We start from the raw sequence: 17,777 nt of genomic DNA on the forward strand, positions 1-17,777 counted from the left end.
CCTCAATCGGTTCTCCGAAATAGGAACACCGGTGACCGTCCGCCTCTCATAACATCTTCAAGTAAAAGCGCGGTTATGCTCTCGCGACGTTATGCAACAAAGCCTCACGAGACTGTAAGGCAGAGACCGTATTGTAAAGGGTTGGTAACGGAACTTTTCCAAGTGTCGCCGCAATGCAACACTATTTCAAATGAAACCGGTTTGGCGTTACAAATGCCGCTTCACCGATCGCCGCTCATTCCGAACGCGGCATCGGCCCCGCAACCAGCAGCGGATCGATCTTCGCCTCGCGCCACTTCAGGCTCCAGTGCAGATGCGGCCCGGTCGCGCGCCCGGTCATCCCCGACAGCGCCACCGGCTGCCCGCGCCGGACGCGCTCGCCGACGCGCACGTCGATCCGCGCGAGGTGGAGGAACGCGGTGTTGAGGCCATTGCCGTGATCGATCATCAAGAGGTTGCCCTCGAGCGTGAAGGGGTGATCGGCGGCCAGAATGACCACGCCGTCGGCGGGCGCGAGGAGCACCGAGCCCTGCGGCTTGGCGACATCGAGGCCCGAATGGTACGACCCTGCCTCGCCATTCTGGTAGATCCGCTGCGAGCCGAACAGCGTCGAGATGCGGCCCGTCGTCGGCCACAGGAAGGTCTGCCGCCAGCCTTGCGAATCCGACTGGACGCGCCGCGCGGCGGCGATCTGCGCGAGTTCGGCGGGGCGCAGCCGGTCGAATTCGGGTTGCGGCAGCGGGATCTTGGGGAGCGTCGACAGGCGCGAAATGTCCCAGCCGCGCGGCGCGATCGCCAGCGTGTCGCGCACGACGCGGCCGTCCTCGAGCGTCGCGACGAGGCTCGCACTCGGGCCGGCATCGCGATCGAAGCCGATCAGGAAGCGGCCATCGCTCGCCACCGGGATCGCCGCGCCGTTGAAGCTCAACAGGCTGGTGCCGGCGGGCGCGATGCCGATGACGATGCCGCCCTGGATCATCGATCCGGTGTAGCTGAAGCTGGCCGGCAGCGGCGCCGGACGGCGCACCGACGGTGCGGTGACGCGCTGGGGGGCCGCTTGTTGGGGGGCCGAACGCTCGGCCGCCGCCGCGCAACTGCCGAGGACGACCATTGCGGCGAAACCGGTGGTCCAGCTGGCGATGATCGAAATGCCCCCCCGGGCCTTCATGCGGGCGTCATCGCTTCGGTCGCGAGCGCCGCGCTGGCATAGGCTTCCTGCTTGGCGACGCTCCAATAGCGCAGGTCGTCGAGCGCGATGCGCGTGCCGCTGACCGCGCAGACGACGTGATCGCCGGGCGCCAGCACGCGAAACCCGTTCGCCATGAAGTGGAGCCGCGCGGGGCGATCGGTATTGGACATCAACATGGCGCGGCTCTTTTAGAGGAGGGTGGGCTGTTCGGGTGGCGTGCCACCATATGCCTTGGCGCCGCTGCGCTCAACCTTGGCGTCGACCTCGCCGTCGCGGAAGTGGAGCGTGACGGTGCCGGCGCTGCGTGCGGCGCTGGCCGAGCCGACGACTGCGCCCGACGGGCGTGCCGAGACAAAGGCGTAGCCGCGGTCGAGGATCGCGTTCGGCCCGAGCGATTCGACCAGCCGCCACGTCGCGCTCAACCGGTCGCGCCCGCGCTCCATCTGGCGGTCGAGCGTCGCGAGCCGCAAAGCGCCCGCCGAGCGATCGAGCTGCCCGCGCGCGACGACGACGCGGCGCTCGAGCCCGCGGTCGAGCCGCGCGCCGAGATCGTCGGCCTTCTGCCGCTGCGGCCCGAGGAGCGCGTCGCGGCGCGGCAGCACGCGGACCAGCGCGTCGAGCCGCTCGCGTCCGCGCTCGGCATAGCGCCGCGCGCATTTCTCGGTGCGGTTGCCATAACCCGCGAGCGTCAGGCGCAAATCGGCAAGCACCGGGACCGCCATTTCGGCCGCCGCCGTGGGGGTCGGCGCGCGCAGGTCGGCGGCGAAATCGGCGAGCGTGGTGTCGGTCTCGTGGCCGACCGCCGAGATCAGCGGGATGCTGCACTTGGCGATCGCGCGGACGACGACTTCCTCGTTGAACGCCCACAGATCCTCGATCGACCCGCCGCCGCGCGCGACGATGACGAGGTCGGGCCGGTCCCCGAGCGGCATCGCGTCGAATCCGGCGATCGCGCGTGCGACCTCCTCGGCGGCACCTGCGCCCTGCACCTTGACCGGCCAGACGAGCACATGCGTCGGGCAGCGATCCTCGAGCCGGTGGAGGATGTCGCGGATCACCGCGCCCGTCGGCGAGGTCACGACGCCGATCCGGCGCGGCAGGAACGGCAGCGGCTTCTTGGCGGAGGCGGCGAACAGCCCCTCCCCCGCAAGCTTCGCCTTGAGCTTTTCGAGCAGCGCCATCAGCGCGCCCTCGCCCGCCAGCTCCATCCGATCGATGATGATCTGGTATTTGGAGCGGCCCGGATAGGTGGTGATCTTGCCCGTCGCGATCACCTCGGCGCCGTCCTGCGGGGTGAAGCCCAGTTGCGCGACATTGCCCTTCCAGATGACGCCGTCGATGACCGCGCTGTCGTCCTTGAGGCTGAGATAGGCGTGGCCCGACGACACGCGCTTGTAGCCCGAGATTTCGCCGCGCAGCCGGACGAAGCCGAATTCGGTCTCGACGACGCGCTTGAGCTTTCCGGCGAGTTCGCCGACCGACATCGGCGCGGCGTTGTCCCCCGCGACCGGCTCGGCTACGAGCGCGGAAACGCCCTCACGCCGGGCAATCTCTAGAAAAGGGTCCGCCATTGAATGTCCTGTTGATCGGCTCGGGGGGTCGCGAACATGCGCTGAGCTGGAAGCTCGCGCAATCGCCGCGCCTGCGTACACTGTTCGCCGCACCCGGCAATCCGGGCATTGCAGCGCATGCGCAGATCGTATCGCTCGAGCTGACCGATCACGCCGCGGTGGTGGCCTTTTGCGCCGAACAGTCGGTCGAACTGGTGGTGATCGGCCCCGAGGCGCCGCTGGTCGACGGTCTCGGCGATAGTCTCCGCGCCGCCGGCGTCGCGGTATTCGGCCCGGACAAGGCGGCGGCGCAGCTCGAGGGCTCGAAAGCGTTCACCAAGGCGCTGTGCGACCGCGCGGGCATCCCGACCGCGGGCTATGTCCATGCGACGAGCCGCGCCGAGGCGCGCCATGCGCTCGACCGCTTCGGCGTGCCCGTCGTGGTCAAGGCCGATGGCCTGGCGGCGGGCAAGGGCGTGACGGTCGCGATGACGCGCGAGGAAGCGGAGGGCGCGCTCGCCGATCTGTTCGGCGCGCGTGGCGGGGAAGCAGTGATCGAGGAATTCCTCGAAGGCGAGGAAGCCAGCCTGTTCGTGCTGACCGACGGCACGGACATATTGAGCTTCGGCTCGGCGCAGGACCACAAGCGCGTCGGCGAAGGCGATACCGGCCCCAACACCGGCGGCATGGGCGCGTACAGCCCGGCGCGCGTGCTCACCCCCGAGCTCGAAGCCCGCGCGATCGCGGAGATCGTCAAACCGACCGTCGCGGCGATGGCGGCGGCGGGAACGCCGTTTTCGGGCGTGCTCTATGCCGGGCTGATGCTGACCGCGGACGGCCCCAAGCTGATCGAATACAATGCCCGCTTCGGCGACCCCGAGTGCCAGGTGCTGATGGCGCGGCTCGACGAGGATCTGCTCGAGCTGCTGCTATCGGTGGCGACCGGCACGCTCGGCGAGCGTGAGCCCGCGAAGTGGGTCGCGCAGACCGCGCTGACCGTCGTGCTCGCCGCCAACGGCTATCCCGGCACACCGGCGAGCGGCGGTGCGATCGACGATGTGGCCGAAGCCGAGGAGACCGGCGCACTGGTCTTCCAGGCGGGCACGCGGCTCGACGGCGAGCAGCTCGTCGCATCGGGCGGGCGCGTGCTCGCGGTGACGGCGCTTGGCGATACTGTCGCCGCCGCGCAGCAAGCGGCGTATCACGCAGTCGACCAGATCGTCTTCCCGAGCGGTTTCTGCCGCCGCGACATCGGCTGGCGCGAGATTGCGCGCGACGCGGGCTGAGCTTGTGCGTTAGCCTTTGTGAACATCAGGAGTAGCGTCATGTCTTCCGGCCCCCAGAACCCCAATCAGGCAATCGACGTGATGGTGCCGATCACCATCTCGCACGTCATCCTGATGGTCGCGCTCGCCGCCGCCGCGATCGCGATCCTGATCTACGGCACGATCATCGCCCGCCGCCGCCGCAACGCAGCAAAGCAGGTCGAGGAGAATTTCGCGATCGCCGAGGAGCACGGCGCGACCGCCGAGCCGGGGAGCGCGTCGATCGACGGGACGCCGGCGGTGTCGTCCGACGTGCCGAAGGCGGAGCGCGCGCCTGACGCTGCGGAGATGCCGCGTCCAGCGCCTGCGGCTGCACCAGTTTCTGCTCCGGCTCCGACTCCGGCTCCGATTGCCGCACCTGTCGCGGCTCCAGCGCCGGTTGCGACCCCAGCCCCAGTTGCAGCACCTGTCCCGGCCCCAGCGCCCGTCCCCACTCCAGCCCCGGCTGCAGCGCCCGCCGCGGCGACACCGATCGCGAGCGCCCTTACGCAGATCAAGGGGCTCGGCCCCAAGCTGGCGGCAACGCTCGCCGATCTCGGCATCACCCGCGTCGAGCAGATCGCCGCGCTGACCCCCGATGCCGCCGCCGCGCTCGACGCCAAGCTCGGCGTCTTCAAGGGCCGCATGACGCGCGACCGCTGGATCGAACAGGCCACGCTGCTGAGCGCGGGCGACCGCGCGGGCTATGAGGCGGCGTTCGGGAAGCTGGGCGGGTAAGCACCGCAACGGGGGACGCAGGTCGGGGGGCTTTCGCTTGACTCGATTGACCCCAAGACGCGACATCGTCAGCGGCGATCGTTTCCATTCCTTGCATAATGCAGGCGGGAGCGTTCGACGATTTCAAAAAGCCTGGAAGGCATACCACAATCCCGTGATGTAGGACAGCGCGGGGTCGGCGAACGCTCCATTGCAGACGCCCGATCCCCGGCATATCCTCGGCGGAAGGCTACTCGTCGTGGCGATCTGTCGGAGACCATCGATGCGCTATCTGGCACTTCTCTTCGCGCTCGTCGCCACTCCGGCGCTTTCGGCAAGCACGCCGACCGATGGTGCCGCCGCCTTGTTGGCGCAGACCGCCGGTCGCTGGCAGGGGGAGCTCGCATATCGCGATTACCAGTCGAACAGCTGGCAGGCGCTGCCCGTGACGGTGACGATCGCCGCGCAGCCCGACCAGCTGACGACGATCCGCACCGCCCAATTCGACGACGGACCCAAGACGGGGATCGTGACGATCACCACGGTGACGATGGTCGATCCCGCCGCCGCGACGCTGGCCTACGCCAGTTTCCGCCGCAGCCGCGCGCCCGATTCGGGAAGCGCCAAGATCGTCTCGGTCGTGCCGGGGGTCGATGCGGCGCACTGGACGATGGTGACGACCGAGCGGCGGGGCGACGGCAACGACGTGGCGCAGGTGCGCGAAACGACCACGCGCGCGGGCGATACGATGACGACGCTGAAGGAGGTCAACCCCGATGGCGACAAAAAGGAGGTCTGGCTTCCGCGCAACCGGTCTGTGCTGCGCCGGATCGGATCCTAGTCTCTGAAGAGCGCGCGACCGCTGAGGTCTTGGCAGCGCCTCAGCCCCGCGAAACCCGCCCGGTCAGCCCAGCCGGAACCCGGCCTCGCGCGCGCGGCTCACCAACAATTTGTCGATCCGGCGCCCATCAAGATCGACCACTTCGAACTTCCAGCCCTGTTCGACGAAGCTCTCGCCCTCGCCCGGCAGATGGCGGAACACCGCGAGCGCCAACCCCGCGACGGTCGCGTAATCGCGCCCCTCGGGCAGATCGATCCCCAGTCGCTCGGCGAGCGCGTCGACCGCCATCTGGCCCGCGACCAGCAGCGAACCGTCGTCGCGCGTCACTACCGAGGGCGCATCGTCGGGATCGGTGTCCGAGGCGAATTCGCCAGCGATCGCCGCGAGCAGATCGGCCGGCGTGACGATCCCTTCGAAATGGCCGTATTCGTCATGGATCAACGCCATCGGCACCTCGGCCTGGCGCAGCGCGTCGAGCGCGTCCATCGCGTCGATCTGGTCGAGCACCACCGGCGCCTGGCGCATCAGCGCGCGCAGATCGAATGCCCCGCCCTCCAGCAGGGCGACCGCGATGTCGCGCGCCTGCACAACGCCGATCACCGTGTCGACCGAGCCTTCGGTCACCGGCAACCGGCTGTGCGACGCCTGCATCAAAGCGGCGCGAATCCCGGCATCGTCCATCGTCGCGTCGATCCACTCGATGTCGGTGCGCGGCGTCATCACCTCGCGCACCGGGCGATCGGCGAGGCGGACGACGCCGGAGATGATCGAGCGTTCATGCTCCTCGATGATCCCCGACTTGCTCGCCTCGGCGACGATCAGGTGGAGCTCCTCGGCGGTGACATGCTCCTCGCTCTCGCGCTTTAATCCCATCAGCCGGAAGAGCAGCCCCGACGACGAATCGAGCAGCCACACCAACGGCGCGGTGATCCGCGCGAGCAGCAGCACCGGCCCCGCCATGATCGCGGCGAGCGGCTCGGGCGCGCGCAGTGCGATCTGCTTGGGGACGAGCTCGCCGATCACCAGCGAGGCGTACGTCGTGATCCCGATGACGATCGCGAAGCCGAGCGACTGCGTCGTCTCGGCGCCGAACCCGAGAAACGCCAGTCGTGCCGCGACCGGGCCGCCCAGACTCGCGCCCGAATAGGCGCCCGAAAGGATGCCGATCAGCGTGATGCCGATCTGCGTGGTCGAGAGGATCTTGCCCGGATCGGCGGCGAGCGCGAGCGCGGTGCGCGCGCCGCGCGCGCCGACGCGCGCCATCGCCTCGAGCCGCGCCTTCCGCGCAGAAACGATGGCGAGCTCCGACATCGCGAAGACGCCGTTGACGATGATCAACACGGCGATGATCGCAACGTCGATCCAGGGAAAGGGGGGAAGCGGGTGCATGGCGCGGCGCACCTTTCGCGCGAATCGGGTCATTGCACAACCGTTCTCGCACGCCGTCGTGCAGGCAGCGCTGCGTCAGGCCGGGGCTGGACATCGGTGCGCAAGCGGAACAACCGGCGCATCCGGCGGGTTTGATGAGCCGTAGCAGCGCGTACCGGCTGGAAAAGGGATAGCAGCATGACGACGACCTTCCGCACCTTGGCGACCACCGCCGCGCTCGGCGCGCTGCTCGCGACCGGCGCGTGCGCGACGCCACAGGCGGCGCAGACGCCGCGCGTGGCGGACACCGCGGTCGGCGGGATCGGCGCGGCGCTCGGCGGCTATCTGCTCGACGACGTCGTCGGCGGGCGGCGCGCCCGCTCCGCGAGGATCAACGCCGCCGGGATCGGCGGGATCGCGGGTGCCGGGATCGGCGCATACATGGACCGACAGGAAGCCGAGCTGCGCGCGCGGATCACGGGGACCGACGTTCAAGTGACGCGGCGCGGCGACGATCTGATCCTGACGATCCCGTCGGGACTGAGCTTCGCGTATAAGGATGCGAGCGTCGCGCCGGGCTTCCAGCCGACGCTCGACCAGATCGCCAGCGTGCTCAAAGCGTACGATCACGCGCTCGTCGACGTCTATGGCCACACCGATTCGGTCGGATCGGATTCGTACAATCAGCGGCTGTCCGAGCAGCGCGCGGCATCGGTCGCGGCGTATCTCGTCTCGCATGGGGTCAACGCGGCGCGGGTCGGCACCAAGGGGTTCGGCAAGGGTCAGCCGATCGCCTCGAACGAGACGCCCGACGGCCAGGCGACGAATCGGCGCGTCGAGATCAAGATCGTGCCGATCGCCGATACCGATCTGCGCTAAGGCGCGGCAGCGCGCCCGTCACTCCAGCGAAGGCTGGGGTCTCGTGCTGCTCGCGCGGTGCCCCCAGGCCGGAGCCCCCAGCTTTCGCTGGGGTGACGGATGGGGTGACGGTTCGCGGGTCTCAGCGCCGCGCGGCGAAGAAGCCTTTCAGCAACGCCGCAGCCTCGCCCTCGCCGATCCCGGGAAAGATCTCGGGCCGGTGGTGCACCGTGCTCTGCGAGAACAGCCGCGGGCCGTGCTCGACCGCGCCGCCTTTCGAATCGCTCGCGCCATAATACAGCCGCGCGATTCGGGCATGGGCGATCGCGCCGGCGCACATCGCGCAGGGTTCGAGCGTCACCCACAGATCGCAATTCTGCAAACGATCGTCGCCAATCGCCGCGGCGGCGGCGCGAATCGCCAGCATCTCGGCATGTGCGGTCGGATCGTGCAGCGCGCGCGGGGCGTTTGCCGCGGTCGCGATGATGCGGCCGTCGAGCACCACCACCGCGCCGACCGGCACTTCACCGGCGGCACCGGCGGCGGCGGCGGCATCGAGTGCGGCACGCATGAAAAGGGGCATGGGGATCACGACCGTCCCCATGCCCCACTCAGGCGCGAATCGCTACTTACTGCGTGGTGACGCTGTTGCCGTCGGCGCCGGTCGGCTTGTTGACGCGCAGCGTCGGGACCGAGATCGTCTTGGTCGTGGTGGTCACGGTCGGGACTTCGATCTCTTTGGTCTTGCTGCCGAATTCTACGGTCGCCATGTTGGCGGTGACCTCGGGCGCCTTGCCGCCGTTGACGCTGAGCGACGGCAACGAGCCCGCCCTGGTGTCGATCTTGAGCATACCCAGCGATACGAGCGCGACCACGACAAGCGCGGCAAGGCCGACCAGAGCTAACAGAAACCGCATGATCTTCTCCAACAGGACACTCGAACACTGCGCATTCGAATCGTTACCGTAACCAACGCCGCGTCTTCCTGAAGGTTGCAAGCGTTGCCGAACACGCAGCCGAATCGCCGCGCGCGGTTGACCGACTGGCTCGCGTTCGGTATGCGCCCCGCCTTCACGAGCTGCTTCACGGCTCAATCTGGTATTCAGGAATTCAAGATGTCGCGCATCTGCGAACTGACCGGCAAGGGCCGGATGGTGGGTAACAACGTTTCCCACGCGAACAACAAGACCAAGCGCACGTTCCTCCCGAACCTGCAGAACGTCACGCTGATCTCCGACGCGCTCGGCACCAGCGTCAAGCTGCGCGTCTCGGCGCACGGCCTGCGCTCGGTCGAGCATGTCGGCGGGCTCGACAACTGGCTGGTCAAGACGACCAACGACAAGCTCTCGCTGCGTGCGCGTCGCCTCAAGCGCGACGTGTCGAAGAAGCTGACGGCCGCTGCGCCGCAGGCTGCAGCCTAACCTACCCTTTGCTCCGGTCGGGCTTATGCCCGACCGGATCGAGCCTGAACTTGAACAGCAGGCTGCGCTCTAGCGCGAACTGGTTATCGTCCGAGACGAGCCAGATGATCGTCGTGCCCGCTTCGCGCGTGGCGGCGACCCCCTCGAAATTGTCGTGCAGCAACGGTGCCGCGATCGTCGCGATGTCGCGTCCGCGCACGCTCGCGCCCGGCTTGACCTGCCGTGCGTCGACGATCGTCAGCGTGCTCGAAAAGCGCAGCTGCGCAAAGCGACGGCTGAGGATCAGCCAGCGCCCGTCGGGCAGGACCGTCATGTCGGTCACGTCATACCCCTCGGGCGGAATGAAGTTGAAGCGGAAGCCGCCGCGCGGGTGCGCGACCGGATCGCCATAGAAGACGATCCCGCCCCGCCCGGGCTGATCGGGCCAGGGCGTCGTCTCGTTGATCGTCGCCATCCCGCCGCCCGGCAGCAGCGTCATCGCCTCGGGCCCCTCATTCTCGGGCCAGTTCTTCATCACCGGCGGCGCGACATGCGCCAGCGCGCGATGAAAGCCCGAATCGTAGCGCCAGAACTGGTTATAGCTTTCGAACCCGACCCAGACGTCGCCGGTCTTCGGGTCGACGCTCATCGATTCGCTGTCGCGGTCGCGCTTGCTCCAGCCCTGCCCCGGTCCGTCGGGGAGCGTGGTGATACTGCGCCGATGGACACGAAAATCGCGCCCCATCGTGAAGCGCAGCACATCGCCGCCGTCGCTCAGCAGCGTGAAGCGATCGCCCGCGACGTGGAGCGACGAAAAGCCGCCAAAGGCAGGGTCGCCGCTCGACAGCTTGATCCCGCCGAGCCACGCCAGATCCCCCACGCGCGTGCGGTGCGGATCGGCGAAGTCGAGCTCGACCGGCTCGACCTGGAAGGGATAGGCTGGGTCGAACACCTCGCGCCGCTGCGCTCCCATCCAGTCGGGAACGAGAACGACGCACAGCAGGACCGACCACAGAATTCGCATTCCCCGCCCCTGCGGGAGGCATGAAGCGCGCGCAACCGGGTTTCGACCCAGTGCTGCGATGAACGGTGGGTAACAAGCGCATTCAGGCTTACCTCAGCAGCGAGTCGCCATACCGTCAGCATTGGACCACCGCCTACCAGGAGACGCATCATGATGAAGACGCTCACGCTCGCCGCTACCGCGATTGCCATGACCGCCTCGGGCCTGGCCGCAACGCCCGCTGCCGCGCAGCGCTATGACGATCAGAGCTATGCCTACGCCCAGGCCTATCGCGACGGCTACAACCGTGACGATGGCTATCAGGACCGCCGCGCATACCGCGATGACCGCCGGTATGACGATGGGCGCCGCTATGACGACCGCCGCTATTACAACCGCTCGCGCTGCAATTCGGGCAATACGGGCACGATCCTCGGCGCGATCGCGGGCGGTCTGCTCGGCAACACCATCGCAGGGCGCGGCGACCGGACGCTTGGAACCGTGCTCGGCGCAGGCGGTGGTGCGCTGGCCGGGCGCGCGATCGAGAAGGACGGACAGCGCTGCCGGTGACGAGTGCAGGCGCGGCTACGACCGCGCCGATGCGGGCATAGCCCGCAGCACTCGGCACGGCCGGCGGGTCGCCCCCCGGGCGAATCCGACCGACGGCGGCTTTGCCGCCGGCGCTAGAGGATTTCAGAGTTACCCTCGGCGCACGCAAAGCGAGGGTTTGAGGCCGGCTTCTCCTCGAGGAGGCCGGCCTCTTCTTTAGCTGGCGGCCTGCTCGGAAAACGCCGCCGGCAAAGCCGTCGGCCGGATCGGGGTGAACCCCGTCCGCCGGCCGTGCCGGGCGCTGCGCCGCAGGCGCATCGGCGCGGGCGGGGCCGCGCCTGCGCCCGTCAGTACATATGCTGCCCGCCATTGATGCTGAGCGTCGAGCCCGTCACGAACCCACCCTCGTCCGAGCACAGGAACGCCACGCCGCGCGCGATCTCGCTCGCCTGGCCCAAGCGGCCGACGGGGATCTTCGCGACGATCTTCTCCAGCACATCGGCCGGGACCGCCGCCACCATGTCGGTATCGATATACCCCGGCGCGATCGCATTGACCGTCACGCCAGCGCGCGCGCCCTCCTGCGCCAAAGCCTTGGTGAACCCGTGAATGCCCGATTTCGCCGCAGCGTAATTGACCTGCCCGTACTGCCCGGCCTGCCCGTTGATCGACCCGATATTGACGATCCGCCCCCATTTGCGGTCGCGCATGCCCGGGAACACGCCCTTGGCCATGTTGAAGCAGCCGCCGAGATTGGTGTCGATCACCTCTTTCCACGCCTGGTAGCTCAATTTCATGATCGTGCCGTCGCGCGTGATGCCGGCATTGTTGACGAGCACGTCGACCGGCCCGAGATCGGCGGCGACCCGCGCGCAGCCGTCCTGGCAGGCGTCGTAATCGGCGACGTCCCATTTGTACGCGGCGATCCCGGTGCGCTCGGTGAAGTCGCGCGCGCGGTCGTCATTGCCGGCATAGGTCGCTGCGACGGTCATCCCGTGATCCTGGAGCGCAAGGCTGATCGCCTCGCCGATCCCGCGGGTTCCGCCGGTTACGATCGCGACGCGTGCCATTCTACTCTCCTCAAAGGATCTGTGTCCGGGCGCCACGCTAAGCGGCGCTCACCCAGCCTTCAAGTTCACGCGCGAGTAAAGTGCGCAACATTTCGACACCGGTGTCGCTGGCATTAAGGCACGGGATATAGGCGAAATGCGTGCCGCCTTTCTCCTCGAAACTCTCGCGCCCGCGGATCGCCAGTTCCTCGAGCGTCTCGAGGCAATCGGCCGAGAAACCGGGTGCGACGATCGCGATCTTGGTGATTCCCTTCGCGGGCAATTCCTCGAGCGTGATGTCGGTCGCCGGCTCGAGCCATTTCGCGCGCCCGAAGCGCGACTGGAACGACACGATCAGCGGCTTCCCCAGCCGCTCGCCGAGCAAGCGCCCGGTCTTCTGGCAATGGCAGTGATACGGATCGCCGAGTTCGAGCGTGCGCTGCGGCATGCCGTGGAAGCTCGCGACGATCGCCTGCGGCTCGAAATCGAGCGCCGCGACGCCCGCTTCGATCGAGGTCGCGAGCGCGTCGATATAGACGGCATCGTCATGATAGGGGGGGAGCGTGCGCAACGCGGGCTGCCAGCGCATCTTGGCCAGCGCCTCGAACGCCTTGTCGTTGGCGGTCGCGGTCGTCGCCCCGCAATATTGCGGATAAAGCGGCGCGACGAGGATCCGCTCGCAGCCGGCATCCTTCATCGCTTGCAACCGCTCGGGAATCGACGGCTTGCCGTAGCGCATCGCCCAATCGACCATCACGCCCGGCCCGAACGCGCCTTGCAGCGCCTTGTTCTGCGCCTTGGTGATCGCGGCGAGCGGCGAGCCGTCTTCGCTCCATACCTGCGCATAGGCTTCGGCCGATTTCTGCGGGCGCGTGTTGAGGATGATGCCGCGCAGGATCGGCTGCCAGATCAGCGGCGGAATCTCGACCACGCGCCGGTCCGACAGGAATTCCGCCAGATAGCGTTTGACCGACTTGGTATCGGCGCCGTCGGGCGTGCCGAGATTGGTCAGCAAGACGCCGACTTTCCGCTTGGGGATGGGGGGATGATCGGCAGGCAGCATCACAGGGTTCCGGGCATTAGCGGCAAGCTCCGCAGGCGATAGCCCGTAGCGGCTTGCAGCGCATTGGCAATCGCTGGCGCGACCGGCGGCACGGCAAGTTCGCTCACCCCGCCCGGATCGGCCTCGCTCGGCACGAGCTCGACGGTGATGTCGGGCGTGTCGGCGAGCCGTGGCAGCCCGAGCCCGCCAAGCCCGCGAACGGTCGCAAGATTATCCTTGAAGCCCGTCGTGCAGCCCGTCGCCGCCGCCATGCCGAACAGCAGCCCGCCCTCGATCTGCTGGCGGACGAGGTCGGGGTTGATCTGCCGCCCGCAATCGACCGCGGCGACGATCCGGTCGACGCTCACCGCCTGCCCCTCGCCGACATGCGCCTCGACCAGCACCGCGATGTGGCTGCCGCGGAAGCTGTGGCAGGCGATCCCCTGCCCGCTTCCCGCGACGCCGCCTTCCCAGCCGCCGAGCGAGGCGGCGGTCGAGAGACACCGCGCGAGCCGCGCGTCGCCGCCGAGCATGGCGATGCGGAACGACAAGGCTTCGGTTCCGGCGACATGCGCGAGCTCGTCGAGGAAGCATTCGGTGAAGAAACTGGTGTAGCTGTGCGCGCCCGAGCGCCAATGCCCGGTCGGCACGCCGATCTCGGCGGGATGGTGATCGATCGCGACGGCGGGGATGCGATACGCCGGCATCGCGCCCGCGACGGCATAGGGGTCGGCCGCCCCGGCGAGCGCGAGCGCGGCGCTCGTGCCCGCGTCGTGCGCGAACATCCGCCGCGCGAGGTCGTGCCCCGTCGCGGGTGCGGCGATCTTGGCGGAAAGCCCGAGGATCTGGCCGTTGGTGCCGAGCCGCGCGGTCATCCGCGCGTGCGCCGGCGGGCGATAGCGATCGTGCAGCAGATCCTCGACGCGGCTCCAGACGAGCTGGACCGGACGCTTGATCGCGTGCGCCAGCACCGCCGCCTGCGCCGCGCACTCGGTCTCGAGATTGGCGCCGAACGACCCGCCGATGAGCATCGGGTGGACGAGCACCGCATCCTCGGCAATCCCGATCGCCGCCGCTGCTGCGGCGCGCGCCACGCCCGGGGCTTGCGTCGGCAGCCACAGTTCGAGCCGGCCATGGCTGAACTGCGCGGTCGCGGTCATCGTCTCGATAGCGGCGTGGGGCGCGAGCCCGACCTGATACGCCGCGCTGACCAGCCGCGCGCCCTTGAACGCCGCCGCGACATCGCCTTGCGCGACCATCCGCGTTCCGGGCGCCGCAAGCGCGGCGGCGAGCGCGGCGGCGATGCTCGCGCTGCTCACGATCGGCCCCTTGGTCTCGAAGCGCGGCGCGAGCGCATCGAGCGCGCGGTTGGCCGACCACCAGGTGTTCCCGATCGCCGCGACCCAGCGATCGTTGGTGACGACCTGCAGCACGCCATTGACGCGGTCGGCCGCTGCACGATCGACGCGCGCCAATCTGCTATCGCCGACCGGACCCTGGCGGATGCTCGCATAGACTATGTCGGGGAGCCTGACGTCGCCGGCAAAGGTCGCCGAACCGTCGACCTTCGACGGCGCATCGAGCCGCGGCAGCGACTGTCCCGACAGCCGCCCGGCGGGATCGCTGCGCAGCGGAAGCGGATCGGGCAGCGCCGCCCCCCCGAAATCGCGCACCGCTTCGACCGCGAGCTCGCCGAAGCGCAGCCGGTCCTTGCCATGCACGACGAAGCCTTCGCCAGTGGTGCAGGCCTGCCAATCGATCTTCCACCGCGCGGCGGCTGCCTTGCACAGCAGGATCCGCGCCGCGGCCCCCGCCGCGCGCAGCGGATCCTCGAAACTGCGCACCGAGCTCGACCCTGCGGTCAGCGTCAGCCCGATCCGCACCGCATGGCCATCGCGCCAATGCTTGAGCAGGCCGTTGTCGGGCTGTTCGAACAGTTGCTCGGCCCCGAACGGATTGGCGTAGAGCGGGTTGGCCGGCGCCGGCTCGACCCCGACGGTGCGCCAGTCGGCGCCGAGCTCGTCGGCGACGATCTGCGGCAGCGCGGTATAGACGCCCTGGCCATGTTCGGCCTGCGGCACCGCGACGATGACGCGTCCGTCGTCGCCGATCTTGAGCCACGCGCCGAAGATCGTCTCGCCGGGATCGGCGGTGAGATTGCCGACATAGCTGCGCGGCCACAGCTGCCACGCGACGACCAGACCGATCCCCGCGCCGCCCGCGATCAGCAGCGTGCGACGGTCGACCGTGGGGAGCGTGGGGGATGCCATCGCCAAGCTCTATCGCGCCGCGCGGTGCGCCGCCAGTTCGCTGTGCACCGCGCGGCGACCGGACGCCGAAGGGCTGCAAAGCGGCATGGCGGCATCGAAGCGCCGAAACCGCACAAGCGGTCCTGTGCTAAGGCTCGGGGTGGTCGCCAGCGACGCGCTGGTCACCGGGCCGAGGCAGCGCCGCGACCGCGTGTCGATGATTCGAGCCTGATCGTGCCCGGGTCCGGTGCCGCGCAGCTGCTGGCAAATGCCGGGCGTAGGGCTATCACGGGCGGATGATGTCTCTCTACGCGCTCGCGCTAGCCTCAGCATTGCAGCACGCCGACACCGCAAATGGCGGTCCCGCGAGCACATCTGAGGTCGACGCCATACACTGCCGCCTCGATGTCCCCGGCTACACGCAGTTCGCCATGGCGATCGATGGCGAGGAGAAACTCGCGCAAACGCGCCGTTGGAAACGGATCGCGTCGCGCAATGCCTTCATGAACGAATATGAGCTGCCGCAGGCGATCACTGTCGCCGGCGCGTACAGCACCCGCCGGATCGCGTTCACCGCGAACGCGATCCTCGCCATCCTCGACTTGCCCGACCCAGCTACGGTCGCGCGCGCCGAGCAGGTCGAAAACGCCATGTCCAGCGACCCGATGATCGCCGCGCTCGTCGACACCGGCACCATGACCGATGCGCAGGCGAAGGCTGCGGTCCCGTTCCGCAAATTCATGGGCGAGCGCATCCTAAAAGACGTCACCGAGCCCGCGGCGGAGGGACAAAGCTACGGCAGCCATCTGGTCGTCGCGCGGACCATCTCCAACGCCACGACGCATCCCGGCAAGACCTTCTACGGCTGCAGCTACCGCTTCGAGATGCTCGACAAGGACGGGGCGCCGCTGTGACACCGTGGCCCCGCCCGGCGGCATCAGGGTGGCGCGGACGTTTGCCGACGCCGCGGAGGATCCGCTGAGGATACCGCGACCGCTCGAAACGCGGCCGCGGCGGATGGTCGACGGCGTCTAGCGCAGCGTCGCACCCGCCAGCTGCGCCGTGGCAGACAGCGTGGTCTGCGCGGCGTTCAGCCCAAGGCGGAAATCCTTGTCGTCATAGGTGCTGTAGAGGTCGCTCGGCTGGTGCCACTGGGGGTCCCAGCCGCTTCCGACCTGCGCGCCACGGTCATTCTCGCGCAGGCTGACCGCCGGTGCCAGGTCCATGAACGGACTCGAATCGGTATTGGTCATGTGCCGTCCGACCGCGGCCGGATAGTCTGTGGCGTACCGCTCGTTCGCCGCCTGCAGCGCCCAAGCCAATTCCTGCGATTGGCCGGCCAGCTTGGATGCAGACTGGAATTCGATGTTCACGTCGGCCTCGGGACGCTGCACCGGACTCATGCTGCCGTCGGCACGGGGCATGCCGTGATCGAACAGCATCATATCGTGTTGCATTACGCCGAGCCATTTCGGCTCGGGGTAGCGGCCCGATCCGGCAGGCGATTCCTTGCCTTGCAGTGCCGCCCGCTGCTCGACATAGGCCTTCGCGCCGTTGAGGCCGGTCTCCTCGTTGTTCCACAGGATGAAGCGGATCGAACGATCGGTCTGCACGTCGGGGCTGCTGAACACGCGCGCCAGTTCCATCACCAGCGCCGTGCCCGAGCCGTCGTCATTGGCGGCTTCGCCAAAGCCGATCCCGTCCATATGGGCGCTGACGATATACATCTCGCCAGGGTGGCCGCTCCCGATCTTGGTGCAATAGACCTCCTCGCGCGCGCCCGGGACCGCGGGCGGCGTGTCCAGCGCCCTGATCCGCGGGTCGGGCTGCGCGCCAGGATCGCTGTTCACGCCGGTCTTGCGCGTGAAGCCGCGCGAGCGCCCGCCGCCGACAGACCGGCCGGGTTCGTCCGACCCGGCCACCACCGCTGCCTTGGCCGGTGCGACCGTATGGACGGGTTCCTCGCCGAACGTGTACTTCAAGCGCTCGGTATTGGTGCAGCCATAGCTCTTGAGTTGCGCTTCGATCCAGTCGGTCGCGGCGCGGTTGCGGGCGGTGCCCTGGCGGCGATCGCCGAACCGGGTGAGCGCTTTGATCGTCGCCTTGTAGCGCTCCAGATCAAGTCGCTTGACCAGCACGCGGACCGGATCGACCGGCTGCGCCGTCGGCTGGGCGAGAACGGGGGCGGTCAGGACGGGGGCGGTCAGGACGAGGGCCATCGCCGCGGAAAGGGCGCGAAGGACGCTCTGGGGCGTCGGTTGGATCGGGCGGTGGTTCATCGCTTCCCCTTCTCGCCGCCATAATCCGTAAAGGACCAGCGGCGTGTGTCTCCACCGTAGCCGAGGATCGGCTGGGCGCCATACCCGAAATGGCGCCGCGTCAGCCGATCACGGCTTTGGGTTCGAGATCGGCTTCGAGCCCGAACACGCCATTCTCCCGGCCGATGCCGGAGTGCTTGAAGCCACCGAACGGGGCGGACATCGCCAGCGTCTGCGCCGTGCGGATGAAAGGCGCCTTCCGACCAGTGCGCTGCCAGCGCTGGTCCAATCACTCGCGGTAGCAGGATGCGCGAGCCCAGGCCGCCCCCCATGCTGGGTATTTTCCGAGGCTGACGCGCACCCGGCGTTGCGTCGATCAGGCGGCATTCTCCCGCCCCGT

20 protein-coding genes are annotated in these 17,777 nt (G+C 68.5%); 8 read left to right on the plus strand and 12 right to left on the minus strand.

The genetic code is table 11. The features are described from left to right. Positions 1-235 precede the first annotated feature (235 nt). The 3 genes from QN347_RS11120 to xseA are packed head-to-tail and all read right to left on the minus strand — an operon-like array spanning position 236 to position 2,760. Positions 236-1,168 (minus strand): M23 family metallopeptidase, encoded by a 933-nt coding sequence (locus QN347_RS11120; protein ID WP_322161260.1) that lies wholly within the window; start codon positions 1,166-1,168, stop codon positions 236-238. Continuing rightward, a complete protein-coding gene (locus tag QN347_RS11125) occupies positions 1,165-1,365 on the minus strand; it encodes a DUF2093 domain-containing protein (RefSeq protein WP_189676148.1) in 201 nt (66 codons plus the stop codon). Before QN347_RS11125 ends, QN347_RS11120 begins: the two co-directional genes overlap by 4 nt. A 12-nt stretch (positions 1,366-1,377) precedes the next feature. After that, a complete protein-coding gene (xseA, locus tag QN347_RS11130; RefSeq protein ID WP_416194472.1) occupies positions 1,378-2,760 on the minus strand; it encodes an exodeoxyribonuclease VII large subunit in 1,383 nt (460 codons plus the stop codon). Between xseA and purD the strand changes: the two genes are divergently transcribed. The 3 genes from purD (at position 2,760) to QN347_RS11145 (ending at position 5,601) form a co-directional block, all read left to right on the plus strand. Next, a complete protein-coding gene (gene purD / locus QN347_RS11135) occupies positions 2,760-4,025 on the plus strand; it encodes a phosphoribosylamine--glycine ligase (RefSeq protein ID WP_322161261.1) in 1,266 nt (421 codons plus the stop codon). The genes xseA and purD overlap by 1 nt on opposite strands. A 39-nt stretch (positions 4,026-4,064) precedes the next feature. After that, positions 4,065-4,781 (plus strand): hypothetical protein, encoded by a 717-nt coding sequence (locus QN347_RS11140; RefSeq protein WP_322161262.1) that lies wholly within the window; start codon positions 4,065-4,067, stop codon positions 4,779-4,781. A 262-nt stretch (positions 4,782-5,043) separates the two neighbouring features. Then, the gene (locus tag QN347_RS11145; protein ID WP_322161263.1) at positions 5,044-5,601 is read left to right on the plus strand and encodes a hypothetical protein; all 558 of its coding nucleotides are present in this window, start codon (positions 5,044-5,046) and stop codon (positions 5,599-5,601) included. Between the two features lie 63 nt (positions 5,602-5,664). Here the strand turns inward: QN347_RS11145 and QN347_RS11150 are convergent, their stop codons facing one another. Continuing rightward, complete coding sequence (locus QN347_RS11150) at positions 5,665-6,990, minus strand: hemolysin family protein (protein WP_133190839.1); 1,326 nt, start codon at positions 6,988-6,990, stop codon at positions 5,665-5,667. Positions 6,991-7,167: 177 nt separating this feature from the next. On the opposite strand from QN347_RS11150, the gene QN347_RS11155 reads away from it, so the two are divergent. Beyond that, entirely contained in the window at positions 7,168-7,848 is a 681-nt protein-coding gene (locus tag QN347_RS11155; RefSeq protein WP_322161265.1) for an OmpA family protein, read from the plus strand. A gap of 121 nt (positions 7,849-7,969) precedes the next feature. On the opposite strand, the gene QN347_RS11160 is transcribed toward QN347_RS11155, so the two are convergent. Further along, the gene (locus tag QN347_RS11160; protein WP_189676260.1) at positions 7,970-8,398 is read right to left on the minus strand and encodes a nucleoside deaminase; all 429 of its coding nucleotides are present in this window, start codon (positions 8,396-8,398) and stop codon (positions 7,970-7,972) included. Positions 8,399-8,456: 58 nt separating this feature from the next. Beyond that, complete coding sequence (locus QN347_RS11165; protein ID WP_133190845.1) at positions 8,457-8,744, minus strand: hypothetical protein; 288 nt, start codon at positions 8,742-8,744, stop codon at positions 8,457-8,459. 198 nt (positions 8,745-8,942) lie between these two features. Between QN347_RS11165 and rpmB the strand changes: the two genes are divergently transcribed. Next, positions 8,943-9,248, plus strand: coding sequence for a 50S ribosomal protein L28 (rpmB, locus tag QN347_RS11170; protein ID WP_133192112.1), 306 nt, complete (start codon positions 8,943-8,945; stop codon positions 9,246-9,248). Between the two features lies 1 nt (position 9,249). Here rpmB and QN347_RS11175 read toward each other — a convergent pair whose 3' ends face one another. Continuing rightward, positions 9,250-10,251 carry an esterase-like activity of phytase family protein gene (locus QN347_RS11175; RefSeq protein WP_322161266.1) on the minus strand — a complete coding sequence of 334 codons (1,002 nt, stop codon included), beginning with the start codon at positions 10,249-10,251 and terminating at the stop codon, positions 9,250-9,252. A 150-nt stretch (positions 10,252-10,401) separates the two neighbouring features. Between QN347_RS11175 and QN347_RS11180 the strand changes: the two genes are divergently transcribed. After that, a complete protein-coding gene (locus QN347_RS11180; protein ID WP_189676154.1) occupies positions 10,402-10,800 on the plus strand; it encodes a glycine zipper 2TM domain-containing protein in 399 nt (132 codons plus the stop codon). A gap of 326 nt (positions 10,801-11,126) precedes the next feature. Here QN347_RS11180 and phbB read toward each other — a convergent pair whose 3' ends face one another. Genes phbB through QN347_RS11195 form a run of 3 tightly spaced genes read right to left on the minus strand, consistent with a single transcriptional unit; the run spans position 11,127 to position 15,140 of the window. Further along, positions 11,127-11,849, minus strand: coding sequence for an acetoacetyl-CoA reductase (gene phbB / locus QN347_RS11185; protein WP_322161267.1), 723 nt, complete (start codon positions 11,847-11,849; stop codon positions 11,127-11,129). A 37-nt stretch (positions 11,850-11,886) separates the two neighbouring features. Then, positions 11,887-12,891 carry a ferrochelatase gene (hemH, locus tag QN347_RS11190; protein WP_322161268.1) on the minus strand — a complete coding sequence of 335 codons (1,005 nt, stop codon included), beginning with the start codon at positions 12,889-12,891 and terminating at the stop codon, positions 11,887-11,889. After that, a complete protein-coding gene (locus tag QN347_RS11195) occupies positions 12,891-15,140 on the minus strand; it encodes a xanthine dehydrogenase family protein molybdopterin-binding subunit (RefSeq protein ID WP_322161270.1) in 2,250 nt (749 codons plus the stop codon). The genes hemH and QN347_RS11195 overlap by 1 nt, the downstream gene beginning before the upstream one ends. On the opposite strand from QN347_RS11195, the gene QN347_RS11200 reads away from it, so the two are divergent. Next, positions 15,127-15,351, plus strand: a complete 225-nt coding sequence (locus tag QN347_RS11200; RefSeq protein WP_323494025.1) for a hypothetical protein — start codon at positions 15,127-15,129, stop codon at positions 15,349-15,351. The two genes, QN347_RS11195 and QN347_RS11200, sit on opposite strands and share 14 nt — an antisense overlap. A gap of 64 nt (positions 15,352-15,415) precedes the next feature. Then, positions 15,416-16,033 carry a hypothetical protein gene (locus QN347_RS11205; RefSeq protein WP_322161271.1) on the plus strand — a complete coding sequence of 206 codons (618 nt, stop codon included), beginning with the start codon at positions 15,416-15,418 and terminating at the stop codon, positions 16,031-16,033. A 117-nt stretch (positions 16,034-16,150) separates the two neighbouring features. Here QN347_RS11205 and QN347_RS11210 read toward each other — a convergent pair whose 3' ends face one another. Together QN347_RS11210 and QN347_RS11215 are read right to left on the minus strand one after the other, a co-directional pair. After that, on the minus strand, positions 16,151-17,338 hold the full coding sequence (locus QN347_RS11210) for a M20/M25/M40 family metallo-hydrolase (RefSeq protein WP_322161272.1): 1,188 nt from the start codon (positions 17,336-17,338) through the stop codon (positions 16,151-16,153). 160 nt (positions 17,339-17,498) lie between these two features. After that, positions 17,499-17,666, minus strand: coding sequence for an aldehyde dehydrogenase family protein (locus tag QN347_RS11215; protein WP_322161274.1), 168 nt, complete (start codon positions 17,664-17,666; stop codon positions 17,499-17,501). Between the last annotated feature and the right edge of the window lie 111 nt (positions 17,667-17,777).

The sequence above is a fragment of the Sphingomonas sp. 10B4 genome (assembly GCF_035019905.1).
Classification (GTDB): domain Bacteria; phylum Pseudomonadota; class Alphaproteobacteria; order Sphingomonadales; family Sphingomonadaceae; genus Sphingomonas; species Sphingomonas glacialis.

What these genes read in the sequence shown, in the direction of transcription:
- QN347_RS11120 (WP_322161260.1), bottom strand. Translation starts at nt 1,168, where the DNA reads ATGAAGGCCCGGGGGGGCATTTCGATCATCGCCAGCTGGACCACCGGT.
- QN347_RS11125 (WP_189676148.1), bottom strand. Translation starts at nt 1,365, where the DNA reads ATGTTGATGTCCAATACCGATCGCCCCGCGCGGCTCCACTTCATGGCG.
- xseA (WP_416194472.1), bottom strand. Translation starts at nt 2,760, where the DNA reads ATGGCGGACCCTTTTCTAGAGATTGCCCGGCGTGAGGGCGTTTCCGCG.
- QN347_RS11140 (WP_322161262.1), top strand. Translation starts at nt 4,065, where the DNA reads ATGTCTTCCGGCCCCCAGAACCCCAATCAGGCAATCGACGTGATGGTG.
- QN347_RS11145 (WP_322161263.1), top strand. Translation starts at nt 5,044, where the DNA reads ATGCGCTATCTGGCACTTCTCTTCGCGCTCGTCGCCACTCCGGCGCTT.
- QN347_RS11150 (WP_133190839.1), bottom strand. Translation starts at nt 6,990, where the DNA reads ATGCACCCGCTTCCCCCCTTTCCCTGGATCGACGTTGCGATCATCGCC.
- QN347_RS11155 (WP_322161265.1), top strand. Translation starts at nt 7,168, where the DNA reads ATGACGACGACCTTCCGCACCTTGGCGACCACCGCCGCGCTCGGCGCG.
- QN347_RS11160 (WP_189676260.1), bottom strand. Translation starts at nt 8,398, where the DNA reads ATGCGTGCCGCACTCGATGCCGCCGCCGCCGCCGGTGCCGCCGGTGAA.
- QN347_RS11165 (WP_133190845.1), bottom strand. Translation starts at nt 8,744, where the DNA reads ATGCGGTTTCTGTTAGCTCTGGTCGGCCTTGCCGCGCTTGTCGTGGTC.
- rpmB (WP_133192112.1), top strand. Translation starts at nt 8,943, where the DNA reads ATGTCGCGCATCTGCGAACTGACCGGCAAGGGCCGGATGGTGGGTAAC.
- QN347_RS11175 (WP_322161266.1), bottom strand. Translation starts at nt 10,251, where the DNA reads ATGCGAATTCTGTGGTCGGTCCTGCTGTGCGTCGTTCTCGTTCCCGAC.
- QN347_RS11180 (WP_189676154.1), top strand. Translation starts at nt 10,402, where the DNA reads ATGATGAAGACGCTCACGCTCGCCGCTACCGCGATTGCCATGACCGCC.
- phbB (WP_322161267.1), bottom strand. Translation starts at nt 11,849, where the DNA reads ATGGCACGCGTCGCGATCGTAACCGGCGGAACCCGCGGGATCGGCGAG.
- hemH (WP_322161268.1), bottom strand. Translation starts at nt 12,891, where the DNA reads ATGCTGCCTGCCGATCATCCCCCCATCCCCAAGCGGAAAGTCGGCGTC.
- QN347_RS11195 (WP_322161270.1), bottom strand. Translation starts at nt 15,140, where the DNA reads ATGGCATCCCCCACGCTCCCCACGGTCGACCGTCGCACGCTGCTGATC.
- QN347_RS11205 (WP_322161271.1), top strand. Translation starts at nt 15,416, where the DNA reads ATGATGTCTCTCTACGCGCTCGCGCTAGCCTCAGCATTGCAGCACGCC.
- QN347_RS11210 (WP_322161272.1), bottom strand. Translation starts at nt 17,338, where the DNA reads ATGGCCCTCGTCCTGACCGCCCCCGTCCTGACCGCCCCCGTTCTCGCC.